Annotated in this window: 12 protein-coding genes and 2 pseudogenes; 8 read left to right on the top strand and 6 right to left on the bottom strand. The window is 58.7% G+C overall.

Going from position 1 to position 12,754, the window contains the following annotated elements:
- The first annotated feature begins 1 nt into the window (after position 1).
- The 5 genes from trbL to FJV43_RS01885 all read left to right on the top strand — a co-directional run bounded on the left by trbL (position 2) and on the right by FJV43_RS01885 (position 4,310).
- Positions 2–1,207 carry a P-type conjugative transfer protein TrbL gene (gene trbL, locus FJV43_RS01905; RefSeq protein WP_239624221.1) on the top strand — a complete coding sequence of 402 codons (1,206 nt, stop codon included), beginning with the start codon at positions 2–4 and terminating at the stop codon, positions 1,205–1,207.
- Positions 1,207–1,887, top strand: coding sequence for a conjugal transfer protein TrbF (trbF, locus tag FJV43_RS01900; RefSeq protein WP_239624219.1), 681 nt, complete (start codon positions 1,207–1,209; stop codon positions 1,885–1,887). Before trbL ends, trbF begins: the two co-directional genes overlap by 1 nt.
- 50 nt (positions 1,888–1,937) lie before the next feature.
- Positions 1,938–2,870, top strand: coding sequence for a P-type conjugative transfer protein TrbG (trbG, locus tag FJV43_RS01895; RefSeq protein ID WP_239624217.1), 933 nt, complete (start codon positions 1,938–1,940; stop codon positions 2,868–2,870).
- Positions 2,871–2,935: 65 nt separating this feature from the next.
- Positions 2,936–4,063, top strand: a complete 1,128-nt coding sequence (locus FJV43_RS01890) for a TrbI/VirB10 family protein (protein WP_239624215.1) — start codon at positions 2,936–2,938, stop codon at positions 4,061–4,063.
- A 10-nt stretch (positions 4,064–4,073) separates the two neighbouring features.
- Complete coding sequence (locus tag FJV43_RS01885) at positions 4,074–4,310, top strand: DUF2274 domain-containing protein (RefSeq protein WP_239624213.1); 237 nt, start codon at positions 4,074–4,076, stop codon at positions 4,308–4,310.
- Here the strand turns inward: FJV43_RS01885 and FJV43_RS01880 are convergent.
- From FJV43_RS01880 to FJV43_RS01860, 5 genes and pseudogenes are all read right to left on the bottom strand, one after another.
- Positions 4,289–5,215, bottom strand: coding sequence for a LysR family transcriptional regulator (locus FJV43_RS01880; RefSeq protein WP_239624211.1), 927 nt, complete (start codon positions 5,213–5,215; stop codon positions 4,289–4,291). The genes FJV43_RS01885 and FJV43_RS01880 overlap by 22 nt on opposite strands.
- 278 nt (positions 5,216–5,493) lie before the next feature.
- Positions 5,494–5,874, bottom strand: a complete 381-nt coding sequence (locus FJV43_RS01875) for a DUF779 domain-containing protein (RefSeq protein ID WP_239624210.1) — start codon at positions 5,872–5,874, stop codon at positions 5,494–5,496.
- Positions 5,875–5,945: 71 nt separating this feature from the next.
- Positions 5,946–7,466 (bottom strand): aldehyde dehydrogenase, encoded by a 1,521-nt coding sequence (gene adh, locus FJV43_RS01870; RefSeq protein WP_239624208.1) that lies wholly within the window; start codon positions 7,464–7,466, stop codon positions 5,946–5,948.
- A 179-nt stretch (positions 7,467–7,645) separates the two neighbouring features.
- Positions 7,646–8,596, bottom strand: a complete 951-nt coding sequence (locus tag FJV43_RS01865; protein WP_239624206.1) for a GAF domain-containing protein — start codon at positions 8,594–8,596, stop codon at positions 7,646–7,648.
- Positions 8,597–8,660: 64 nt separating this feature from the next.
- Positions 8,661–9,218, bottom strand: a pseudogene (locus FJV43_RS01860) (aldehyde dehydrogenase family protein); the annotation flags it as partial.
- 593 nt (positions 9,219–9,811) lie between these two features.
- Here FJV43_RS01860 and FJV43_RS01855 point away from each other — a divergent pair.
- The 3 genes and pseudogenes from FJV43_RS01855 to FJV43_RS01845 form a co-directional block, all read left to right on the top strand.
- A complete protein-coding gene (locus FJV43_RS01855) occupies positions 9,812–10,933 on the top strand; it encodes a ferritin-like domain-containing protein (RefSeq protein WP_239624204.1) in 1,122 nt (373 codons plus the stop codon).
- Between the two features lie 63 nt (positions 10,934–10,996).
- Positions 10,997–11,410 carry a globin family protein gene (locus tag FJV43_RS01850; protein WP_239624202.1) on the top strand — a complete coding sequence of 138 codons (414 nt, stop codon included), beginning with the start codon at positions 10,997–10,999 and terminating at the stop codon, positions 11,408–11,410.
- 286 nt (positions 11,411–11,696) lie between these two features.
- Positions 11,697–12,042: pseudogene (locus FJV43_RS01845) on the top strand (transposase); the annotation flags it as partial.
- Positions 12,043–12,168: 126 nt separating this feature from the next.
- Here the strand turns inward: FJV43_RS01845 and FJV43_RS01840 are convergent.
- Positions 12,169–12,717, bottom strand: coding sequence for a DUF2478 domain-containing protein (locus FJV43_RS01840; protein WP_239624200.1), 549 nt, complete (start codon positions 12,715–12,717; stop codon positions 12,169–12,171).
- Positions 12,718–12,754: the final 37 nt, after the last annotated feature.

Here is a 12,754-nt window from a genome sequence, read left to right as displayed (position 1 = left end):
GATGGGCGGCACAGGCATTATCGATCAGTTCCTTGGAACATTCACCCAGTACATCGATTCCGGGTTTGGGCTACTGGGAGGCGAAGTCGGATATCTCGCCACCACGCTCGCGGCGATCGATGTCACGCTGGCCGGTCTGTTCTGGGCATGGGGCGCGGACGAGGACATCCTGGCGCGCCTCGTCAAGAAGACTTTGTTCGTCGGCGTGTTCGCTTTCCTGATTGGAAACTGGAACAGCCTCGCCCGCATCATCTTCGAGAGCTTTGCCGGCTTGGGTCTGAAAGCTTCCGGCACCGGACTTTCCTCGGCTGATTTCTTGAGGCCAGGGAAGATCGCCCAGGTCGGGCTCGATGCTGGACGGCCGATCCTCGATTCCATCTCGGGCCTGATGGGCTATGTCAGCTTCTTCGAGAATTTCATCCAGATTGCGGTTCTGCTGTTCGCCTGGATCGTGGTGCTGCTCGCCTTCTTTATTTTGGCCATCCAGCTCTTCATCACCCTGATCGAGTTCAAGCTGACGACGCTGGCCGGCTTCGTGCTCATACCGTTCGGGCTGTTTGGTAAGACCGCTTTCGCCGCAGAGCGCGTGCTCGGCAACGTGATTTCGTCGGGCGTGAAAGTCCTGGTGCTGGCCGTCATCGTTGGCATCGGCTCGACATTGTTCTCACAGTTCACGGCAGGTTTCGGCGGCAATCAGCCGACCATCGATAATGCCATGGCGCTGATGCTTGGTGCCTTGTCGCTTCTTGGCCTCGGCATTTTCGGTCCCGGCATTGCGAATGGCATTGTATCGGGCGGACCGCAACTCGGTGCGGGAGCCGCGGTCGGCACAAGCCTCGCTGCAGGGGGCGCCATCGTCGCTGGCGCCGGTCTTGCGGCAGGCGGCGCCGGACTGGCAGGAGGCGCACTCCTGGGCGGTGCCCGTGGAGCAGCCACGGTAGCGACGGGAACGGCAAGTGCTTACCGAGCGGGAGGTTCGAGTGGCGTCGCCAAGGCAGGCGGCTCAGCGATCGTCAGCCCGCTCCGCCGCATGGCCGCCGGGCTCGGTGGTAGCTCGTCAACCACGGAAGCACCGCCGGCTTGGGCGCGCCGCATGAAACGCGCGCAGACCGTAAACCAGGGTATGTCCGCTGCCACCCATGCCGTTCGCAGTGGCGACAGTGCGGGGGGTGGGTCCTCCGTTGATCTTTCCGAGGGAGGACACTGATGTTTAAGCGACCATCTGTTCATTACGGCCGGACGCCTGAGCCGGTGACGCCGTACCAAAAGGCGGCTCAAATTTGGGACGAGCGCATTGGCACGGCCCGTGTCCAGGCCAGAAACTGGCGGTTGATGGCATTCGGATGCCTATGTCTGTCCGGTGGGCTTGCCACTGGGCTCGTGTGGCAATCCACCCAGGGCACCATCACGCCGTGGGTCGTAGAAGTGGACCATCTTGGTCAGGCCCAGGCGGTCGCTCCGGCAAGTCCTTTCTATCAGCCGACCGATCCGCAAATCGCATTTCATCTCGCGAGATTTATCGAGGATGTGCGGGGACTTCCGGCCGACGCCATTGTGCTGCGCCAGAACTGGCTGCGCGCCTATGACTTTACGACCGATCGTGGTGCCGGGGCACTAAACGATTACGCCCGTAACAACGATCCTTTCGCCAAGCTCGGCAACACGCAGATCTCTATCGACGTCTCGAGCGTCATCCGTGCGTCGCCGGAGAGCTTTCGAGTTGCGTGGACCGAGCGACGCTACGACAGCGGCCAGCTCGCCGCGACAGAGCGCTGGACCGCAATCCTTTCCGTCGCAATCGAAACCCCGCGTGATGCCGACCGCCTGCGCAAGAACCCGCTCGGCGTCTATGTCCATTCCATCAACTGGTCGAAGGAGCTCGGCTAGTGAGAAATCCTGCACCGAGATATTCCAGCCCAAAATGGAACTGGACGCCTGTGCGTCTCGCCCTACTATTTGCGCTCTCGCTCTCAGGCTGCACAACCTTCAAGCCACCGCAGATCAGTTATGACGACGACGTGCCGCCGTCTCCCGATCTACCAATGCCGGCAGACGACCATGCACGTCCATTGCATGTCCCCCCATCCTGGGCGCCGGCGCGCGGCGGCAAGAAAGGTGATGAAGAAGCCAAAGAGCCCGCGGATCGGGTCGCGACGGCCAACGATGTGGCACGGGTCGAGCCACGACGAGCCGGCTATTTTAACGCGGTCCAGGTCTTTCCGTATAGCGTAGGTGCACTCTACCAGATCTATGCCGCGCCCGGTCAAATCACCGACATCGCGCTTGAGCCCGGCGAACAGTTGACGGGATCAGGTCCGCTTGCGGCCGGCGACACCGTGCGCTGGATCGTCGCCGATACTGAAAGCGGCAACGGCGATACCAGGCGCGTCCACATTATGGTGAAACCGACAAGGCCCGCCATCGAGACCAACCTCGTCGTCAACACGGATCGTCGGACTTATCTGATTGAGCTGCGCTCCCGCGAGAAGCCGTACATGCCGTCGGTCGCTTGGTTCTACACTGAAGACCGATCCGGTCGCGCCAAGGCGTTTCCACCAACTCCGATCATCCCGGAAGTTGATCAGCGCCGCTACCGCTACGTCATCGAGGGTGATAGTCCGCCGTGGCGCCCGGTCAATGCGTATGATGATGGCCGCAAGGTCTATATCGAGTTCTCGCCTGGCATCGCCCAGGGCGAAATGCCGCCGCTGTTCGTCATCGGCCAGGACGGTAAGCCCGAGCTCGTCAACTATCGCGCTTACAAAAATGTACTGATTGTCGACCGTTTATTCGCCGCGGCCGAACTGCGCCTTGGCGGACAGAAGCAGCAGAAGGTCCGAATTGTCAGGAACGACGGGAGGCGATCGTGACAGGCAACGGGCAAAACGAGAGCGTCGGTCCCGTCCCGGGACCGCCGCCATCATCTGGAGATGCGATGCAGCCTTTGCGTCTGCGTGCAGAACGCCCAAGGATTACAAGGCTTTCCCGCAAAGTCCTTGCGGGTGGCACCGCATTGGCTTTGCTGCTCATCTCCGGCGCGGTACTGTGGGCGCTGAGGAGCAACCACTCACACAATGCGGCGACAGACGAACTCTACAGCACGGACCATCATAATGTTGCAGATGGCCTGACAACGCTGCCGCGGGATTATACCGGAATTGCCCGCGACGTCCCCCGGCTTGGGCCGCCATTGCCAGGCGACTTGGGGCGTCCCCTTGTTGCGGCCGAAGGCCAATCAGCATCGTTCGGCCTTGATGCTGAACAACAACGTGCCAACCAGGAAACCGAGGCGGCCCGGACGAGCAAGGTATTTGCGTCGACCGCCTCGCCCGTCGCGCCACCGCCTGCCGCATCTCAGGAAACGGCCACCAAGACTGCGGCATCTTCTGATGAAACCTTCACTCAGAACGGACAGGATAGCAAACTTCTCTTCGTCAATGCTCCGGTCGATCGACGGACGACAACGCCCGACCGGCTCTCGCGCCCGGCCTCACCCTTTGTCGTGCAAGCAGGGACGATCATTCCTGCAGCTCTCATTACGGGCATTCGGTCAGATCTTCCCGGCCAGATCTCCGCGCAAGTTACGGAAAATATTTTCGATAGTCCGACAGGCCGATCCAGGCTCATTCCGCAGGGAGCGCGACTCATAGGGGTCTATGATAGCCAAGTCGCATTCGGGCAGTCGCGAGTTCTCTTAGTGTGGACGCGCCTGATCATGCCGAATGGCCGCTCGATCACATTGGAGCGACAACAGGGGGCTGACGCTGGTGGTTATTCCGGTCTGGAGGATGAGATCGACAATCACTGGGCCGAACTGTTCAAAGCGGCGCTGCTCTCGACGATCCTTGGTGTACGAGCAGAGCTTGGCTCAGGAGCGGATAGCGGAAGTAACACCGATATTATTCAGGCGCTGCGACTGAGTGCGGCGAATTCGCTGAATCAGACCGGGCAGAAAGTTGTTCAGCGTAACCTGAATATTCAGCCCACGTTGACGATCAGGCCGGGATTCCCGGTGAGGGTGATCGTTAATCGCGATCTTGTCCTCGCGCCTTACAAAGGGTGAGAACATAAACATGGCAAAGCTCAAGCTAGGCGCCGTCGCTGACGACAAGCCAGTGAGGCTGACGGTCGAATTCTCCGCACCCGTGCATCGCGATCTGCTTGCATACGCGGAGGCTCTTGCGCGCGAAACCGGACAGCCAATCCAGGATCCACTGAAACTGATTTCGCCCATGCTGGCACGGTTCATGGCGACCGACCGTGCGTTCGCGAAGGCGCGTCGCAGGAATCAAAGGGCAGGCGAGGGATAACGCTCCCGTAAAAGCTGCAGAAACCCTGCTAAGGCTAAATTGTCATTTGGTTCTCGCCAAAACGCCGAGAATTCGATTCGTGTCGTGCCGCCGCCGTCTCTTAATTCTTTAAACACAATGGAAGGGACTCGTGCTCCGACATCAGATTCCAGCATCAGCGCCAATCCAAGCTTCATGCTAATTAGGCTCTTCAAAATGCTTCGACTCACATCATGACGTTCGAGACGGGGGCGGTCCTCAGGTAACACAAGCTTCGACATTATGAGGTCTTCGAACTCCCAGTACGGATCGTAATGACTGATCAAAAGCGTTTCCGAGCGTAGATCAGTCCAATAGATGTGGTCACGATCGGCAAGACGATGATCATTAGGTAACGCGATTATAATGCGCTCGCTCCAGAGCGAAATGCTGTTGGATTCCAGGGGTAATCGTCCCGTCGAAATAACTACGTCTAACGTGCCGTTGTGAAGTTTCGTCGAGAGCCGAGATCTGCGGCGCTCCACCATCGCCAATCGAAAAGTTGGAAATCGGGTATGGAAATCTAGAAGATTTGCCCGTAATCCGCCCTCTGAAAGAGATGTACAGATACCGACGCGTAACATATCATTGCGCGACGGCGTTGTTTTCGAAATAAAAAGCTCGTTGGTTTGTTCAAGAATGGCTCTAGCCATTCGGATGAAGTCGCTGCCCGCAATTGAAACAGCAGCGCCTCCTGGGGATCTCTCGAAGAGCCGCACGGAGGCGGCGTGCTCGAGTTGAAGTATCGATCGGCTCAATGTGGACTGCTTAATGTTAAGCGCTTCTGCAGCTTGGCGGAAGCTGCCGTACTCCGCTGCCGTCACCGCATGATGTAGGTGCTTTAAATCGCATTTGCCGTTTAGCGGCTTATGAATTGGCGCGCTCATCTGTTCCTTTCTTCACCGGTAGAGCTAGCGCCGTATTAGACGATTTTAAGTTGCGCTAGATTTACCCGTGTTTCATCACGAGAAGCAGCTAGACAGTACGTCGCCACATACTCGCCGAAGTTCTAGGATTGAGAGCGAGTCCTTATCCGAAATGAAGCATCGAGGCGGTCAAACCCGACTTCGCGTTCACCGGCGGGTCAGGCTCGCCAATGCAGCCATTGGGACACGGGCTGTTCTCGGTCGCACCGAATGGCCGCTACGGCGACGTTCTGATAGCGCTACGCAGCGCCGGCTGGAGGACCTGCCGCTTCAAGCTCCGTAACTTCCAGGTCGGTGAACACGCGGCTGCGCGTAAGGAACCGGACGCCCCCCGGGGCTTCGACCGAAAATCCGGAACCGCGTCCGGGAACGACGTCGATGATCAATTGGGTGTGCTGCCAGTATTCGAACTGCGCGGCCCCGATATAGAAATCGCATCCGGCGATCTTGCCCAGCAGCACATCCTGGGGTCCGACGCGAAAATCGCCGTCAGGGTAGCACATCGGCGCCGAGCCGTCGCAGCAGCCGCCGGACTGATGAAACATCAGGCCGCCGTGCTGTTCCTTCAAGCGCGCCACGACGTCAGCCGCCTTGTCGGTGATCTCGACCCGATTGATCATGATGCGGATTCCCTCTTTCCGAAAAACAACGCAGGCGCGGGTTGGCCCCGCGCCTGCGCTTTGCGTCGATGCTAGAAGAAGCCAAGCGCCTTGGTGCCGTAGCTTACCAGGACGTTCTTGGTCTGCTGATAATGATCGAGCATCATCTTGTGGTTCTCGCGGCCGATCCCGGAAGCCTTGTAGCCGCCGAAGGCGGCGTGCGCCGGATAGGCATGATAGCAGTTGGTCCATACCCGGCCGGCCTGGATCGCGCGTCCGAACTTGTAGGCGCGGTTGCCGTTCCGCGTCCACACGCCGGCGCCCAGTCCGTAAAGCGTGTCGTTGGCGATCGCCAGTGCCTCGTCCTCGTCCTTGAACTTGGCGACCGAGACCACCGGTCCGAAGATTTCTTCCTGGAACACGCGCATCTTGTTGTTGCCTTCGAAGATCGTCGGCTCGACGTAATAGCCTTCGGCGATTTCGCCGCCGAGCTGCGCACGCTTGCCGCCGGTCAGTACCTTGGCGCCTTCCTGTTTGCCGATATCGAAGTAGGACAGGATCTTTTCAAGCTGGTCGTTCGAGGCCTGGGCGCCGATCATGGTGGTGGCGTCGAGCGGATGGCCCTGTTTGATCTTCTTGGTGCGGGCGACGGCGCGCTCCATGAACCGGTCGTAGATCGATTCCTGAACCAGCGCGCGGCTCGGGCAGGTGCAGACCTCGCCCTGGTTGAGGGCGAACATCGCAAAGCCCTCGAGCGCCTTGTCGAAGAAATCGTCGTCCGCATCCGCCACGTCGGCAAAGAAGATGTTCGGCGACTTGCCGCCGAGTTCCAGCGTGACCGGGATGATGTTGTCGGAGGCGTATTGCATGATCAGCCGCCCCGTCGTGGTCTCGCCGGTGAAGGCGACCTTCGCAATCCGCTTGCTCTGCGCCAGCGGCTTGCCGGCCTCGACGCCGAAGCCGTTGACGACGTTGATCACGCCCGGCGGAAGGATGTCGGCGATCAACTCCATCATCACGAGGATGCCAAGCGGCGTCTGCTCGGCCGGCTTGAGGACCACGCAATTGCCGGCGGCAAGCGCCGGCGCCAGCTTCCAGGTCGCCATCAGGATCGGGAAGTTCCAGGGAATGATCTGGCCGACCACGCCGAGCGGCTCGTGATAGTGATAGGCCACGGTATCATGATCGATCTCGGAGATGCCGCCTTCCTGGGCGCGCACCACGCTGGCGAAATAGCGCCAGTGATCGACCACCAGCGGCATATCGGCATAGGTCGTCTCGCGGATCGGCTTGCCGTTGTCGAGCGTTTCGACCAGCGCCAGCAGTTCGAGGTTAGACTCGATCTTGTCGGCGATCTTGTTCAGTATCCGGGAGCGCTCTTGAACGGAGGTGCGGCCCCAGGATTCTCTGGCCTTGTGCGCGGCGTCCAGTGCAAGCTCGATGTCGGCAGCCGTGGAGCGGGGGACCTGGCAAAGCCGCTTACCGGTGATCGGGCTTGGATTATCAAAATACTTGCCTTCGACCGGAGCCACCCATTTCCCGCCAATGAAATTGTCGTAGCTATCACGGATCAAAACCTGCTTGGAGACCTTTTCTAAAGCCTGCTGGTACATTGAGTTCCTCCCTGGGGACGATGGCGCCGTTTTAGCGTTCAATTGCGACAACGCCTGTTGCCAAGCGTCTTTGGCGGAGTTTGCAAGCGGAGGAGCGAAAGGCCAGCCCGGCAGCCGCCGGCGTTGGCGGACCTGTCTCGATTGCGAGACACTTTTGGGCGAAAAAGACGCAGCAGCGATCAGGAACGCAGCGATAGCTTGGCGATGCGACGATATAGGCTCGCACGCGAAATGCCCAGGTCGCGCGCGGCCTTTGAAGCGTTGCCGTTGGCATGGGCCAACGCCCGGCGCAGTTCGGCCCTCTCGGCGGCACCGAGATCGGGACCGGGTTGCGCATCCTCCAGCACGTCGCGGATCGGACGGAGCTTCTTGAAAGTGCCGCGCGACAATCCGTGGTTTCTCCGCGCCCGACGCGTGGCACCGATGAGTAAGTCGTCCTTGTCGACGGCGAACAGCTCGGGTCCCGCGCTGGTTTTGCTCGCTCCAACGATCACGCGAAAGCCGGCAAATGAACCTATGAAATTCTCGGTCTCGATCTGATGAGCGGCGTCGGCAACCGCGTTCCTGAGCAGCAGCGGGAAGCTATCCGTAAGATCGGCTCGACACGAAGATATGTCGAGCACGCCAGCGAGTTCGCCCTCGTGGTCAAATAAAGGTGCGCCCATGCAACTCATCGCGATATTGCGATGGAAGAAATGTTGAGCGCGATCGATCGTGACCGGACGCTGCTCGACCAGACAGGTGCCTATGCCGTTGGTTCCTTCAGCCGCCTCGCTCCAGTCGGTCCCCCTCCACAAACCCCATTCGCGGAACGATTCGTCATCGCCCGGCTTGCCGCGGCGCGCAACGATCAAACCCGTAGCGTCTGTCAGCACAACGCAACAACCGCTGGAACCGACAGCTGCGAACAACCGGTTCATGGCATTGTCAGCAATAGCTGCCAATGCGCCGAACTGTTCGAGTGCCTGGCGACAAGACATGTCGTCGGCAAGCTCTCTATGGTGAAGCGCTTCCGGATCAAGGCCATGGACAAGTAGCGACCGACTCCATGATGCCGTCAGGGCCGACCGACCGGCCCCCGATTTGGAAAACACGGCCTCCCTGATCAGTTCGCCGTGTTTTTCGACCATTGGCTACTCCTGGATGAAATCTGCGTGGGTCAGACTATCCACGCGTCGGGTCAGATCAGCCTCGAACGCCGGGCGGCAGCAGGTCGGCGATCAGCTCGGCGAAAACATGATGATGACCGGAGTCTGTCCGGCCGACTTCAGGACGATGCTGTTGCCAGCGGCGAGCGCGGGCTTCCATGCCGCCATCAGCAGCGCGAAGTCCCACGGAATGATCTGACCGACCACGCCGAGCGGCTCGCTGAAATGATAGGCGACCGTATCGTGGTCGAGTTCAGCCAGCGATCCTTCGTGCGCAGTCGACCACGAGAGGAAGATCGGCGTTCATCGTCTCACGGATCGGCTTGCCGTTGTCGATGGTTTCGACCAGCGCCAGGAAGTCGAGATTTTCCTGGAGGCGGTCAGCGATCTTGTTGAGGATCAAGGAGCGTTCAGCGATCGAGGTGCGGCCCCGGCCCGCGCGGGCTGCAATGAGCAGCGTCCAGCGCCGTTACGATGTCGGCTCCCGATAATCTTGCAACTTCGCAGACCTGCTTCGAAGTGATCGGGGTGATGTTCGAGAAGTACCGGCGCTCCACAGGAGGGATCCATTTTCCGCCGATGAAGTGTCGTACCGTTCCTTCATGGCCAATTTCTTGTCGAATTTAGCCAATGCCTCGTGAACCATCGGATTCTCCTCTACCGTGTTGTGAGCTTCATGCGCGGGTGCCGCTTATGGCGCGGCCAGGTCCGCCGAGAGGGCGACATTGCGTCCGCGCTGGAGGCAATCAAAATCGTTTGTGATGATGATGAAATCCGTTCTGATTATACTTACGCCTGCGTGTTGAGCATTGCGTTGCATCATCATGTTTTTGTGTCGCTGTTGACGCGATTTTTTAGAAATCGAGTTTGGAAATACCGTTTTCGTATGCCGTATCAAGGCATATCGAAACGCCAAGTCGGACGCGGCGCTGCTGTCGGGAGTTGTTGCAGGGCGGTATTACTTGGTGCGGCAAGTGATCGGCGTAAATCAAACAGGCGCTCTGCAGCCCGGGATCGCAAAGCCGCTCCACCGCATAATTAAAGCATTCTGATCTCATAACCATAAACAATTGTTCACTAATGCGACCTTCTGATAAGAAGCAGTGCTTCCTTCTGCTTCCGTCAACGTGTGATCGATCGTTCAGTTGACAAGGCAACGGGGCGGAGCGAGATTGTGCGGGCAGTCGGGAGCGAACGGTGACAATCGATAAGGATTCAAACAAAATACTTCCTGGAATTTTGGACCTGCCGATGGAGACAGTCTCCGCTGAGGACAAGAAGGCTCTCATTATGGCGGTCGAGGGCACGTTCGATACGCTCTTCACCTGGAACTATGAACAGGGTGAAAACAAGCCGATTGAAACGCTTTATAAAAAGGCAAAGACATCCCAGTGGGATTCGGATTTGGATATCGATTGGACCATAAAGGGACAGATCGATCGGGCCCGCGATCCCCGTGATCCTATGAATCGTCTTTGCATTACGGATGAGGGCGTCTTTGGCCGGCTCAATGCCAAAGAGCGGGCAAATTTCGGTCATGCCAGCATATCGTGGACGATAAGTCAGTTTCTGCACGCTGAGCAGGGCGCGCTAACATGCGCCGCCAGGCTTGTTCAGCAGGCGCCCTGGGTTGACACCAAATTCTGTGCTTCCACCCAAGTGATGGAGGAGGCTCGGCACATGGAAGTCTACGCCAAATATCTGCGCGAAAAACTGGAATGGGAGTTCCCCGTCAATGTTCATCTGCGGGGTCTTCTGAAAGACATCGTGAGCGATTCGCGGTGGGATTTCACGTTTCTCGGCATGCAGGTCGTGATTGAGGGATTGGCGCTGGCTGCTTTCGGCTTTCAGTATCAATTGACGAAAGATTCGCTGCTGAAACAGATCACGCGCTACATCATGGCCGATGAAGCCCGGCATGTTGCCTTCGGTGTTCTGTCGCTGAGAGAGGTCTATTCGGACTTGACGTCAGCGGAGCTGCGGGAACGCCAGGAATTTTGTTACGAGTGCGCGCTGCGCCTGCGCGATCGCTTTCTTGCTCAAGAGGTCTGGGAAGCGCTCGACCTTCCGGTGAAGGAATGCATGGAGATCATGAAGCGTAATCCGGTGCAGATCGAATTTCGCAGGGCTCTGTTTTCCAAAGTCGTGCCCAGCGTGAAGAAACTCGGCCTGCTCGATTTCGGTGACGGATGGTTACGTAATAAATTCGGTGAGCTCGGCGTCCTCAAATACGAGGACATGGAAGACGCGAGCGCCGAGTATCACCGGATGGATCTGGATCATGCGCCGTGGTCCGTCATCCGGTACAAGCACTATTAGTATTCTCTCGCGGTGTAATGAATCCATCAATTAGTATTCGCAGGGCAGGAAAGGGCAGAAAAAATGATCCCCGAGCAAGTGAAACTCGTTCAGCAGAGCTTTGCCAAAGTCGCACCGATCGCCGATCAGGCGGCGGTGATATTCTATAACCGGCTGTTTGAAATCACCCCGCAAGTGAAAGCAATGTTTCCCGCCGACATGACCGAGCAGCGCAAGAAATTGATGGCCACGCTTGCCGTGGTGGTCAATGGTATGTCCAATCTCGAGTCGGTTCTGCCCGCAGCGGAAGCGCTGGCCAAGCGCCACGTCGCCTACGGCGTCAAGGCCGAGCATTATCCCATCGTCGGTTCCGCTCTGTTGTGGACCCTCGAGAAGGGGCTTGGGAGTGACTGGACACCCGATGTCGCGAAGGCATGGACTGCTGCCTACACCACGTTGTCCGGCTTCATGATCGAACAGGCTTACGCCCATCCGTAAGGCGCTCAATCAAATCCACCCCATGGCGGCGCGAATGTGACGTTACCAGCGCAGCCATATCGATTGGTTCTGATAAGCATTCAAAGACCAAAACGTCAGGTCGGTCCGCATCGGCCAGCGCCGTTCGGAATGAAAGATTAATCTGCGGGAAGCGGGCTGAAGTACTTCGGATATTTGTCTTTGACATCCTTGAAGTCATCAGCGTCCGACAGTGGGGCTGCTTGGTCTGAGCCCCGCAAGTTCCTCCAAGAATGAGTAGAGTCCGTCACATTTGAAGGGATGGACCATGAAGCCAAGTCGGTTCCCGGACGAGCAGATCATCGGGATCCTCCGGGAGCAGGAGGCGGGCGCGGCTACGGCCAATGTCTACCGCAGCACGGGATCTCCAGTGCGACGTTTTACAAATGGAAGGCCAAGTACGACGGCCTGGAGGTGTCCGACGCCAAGCGGCTTAAGACGCTCGAGGACGAGAACGCCAAGCTGAAGAAGCTGCTGGCCGAGGCGATGCTCGACAACGCCATGCTCAAGGACGTTGCATCAAAAAAATGGTGACGCCCGCTGCAAGGCGAGAGGCAGTCGCTCATCTAGGGACCACCTTCGGGGTGAGCAAACGGCGTACGTGTGAAGTCCTGGTGGCAGACAGCCGGTCGTGCGCGACCTCCTGCGCGAACTGTCGGCTCCGTCATTATCTGCGGCGTAGCAGCTACGGCCCGCACTCAGTCAACGTCAAGAGCCTGCGCCGAGACACTTATCTGAAGTCACAAACGGTTTGACCGTCGCGGCTGATCGCCTCCCGGTTCGCGTATCGAAGCACTACGCCACCACCGGTCCAGTGCGCCCCGCTCGCAGGCAAGTCTGATGCTCATGCCGTCGGCGAATTTGTCCCAGTCTGCGAACGACTCGCTTGCGACCGCTATCACCACGGGAACGTGGGCATCTAGCGCCCGATCAATCACATAGGCGAGCCCCTTGCCGTCGCGTTCGCGCTTGCCGAAGCGATTGATGATGACGAGATCGGCGCCCGCCTCGATTTCGTAGACAATCCGCTCACCAGCATTCTGCAGCCGTGCAAGGTCGAGGCGGCATCCGCGCGCGTTTGGATCAAAATCCTGGGCCAGCAGCACCTTTTCGCCGCTGGGGAGTAGCACCGCGGACAGGCTGGAGTCCGCGCATTGTCCCGCCTGCACCATGCCGACAGCGCGGAAGCCTCGCGCACCGAGATCGCCCGCGAAATCGCGCAGGATCGCGTCCGGATCCTGGCCTTTGTCGTAAACAAGCGCGGCAAGGTCGCATTGAGCATCAAACACGTCTGCCTCCACTCTTGCTGGAAGTTGGGATCGCGGC

Origin of the sequence: Bradyrhizobium sp. I71 (assembly GCF_022354745.1) — a bacterium.
In the GTDB taxonomy this organism is placed as follows: domain Bacteria; phylum Pseudomonadota; class Alphaproteobacteria; order Rhizobiales; family Xanthobacteraceae; genus Bradyrhizobium; species Bradyrhizobium liaoningense.
The sequence above is the reverse complement of the archived record's forward strand: the minus strand, read 5'-3'. Positions and strand labels throughout refer to the sequence as shown.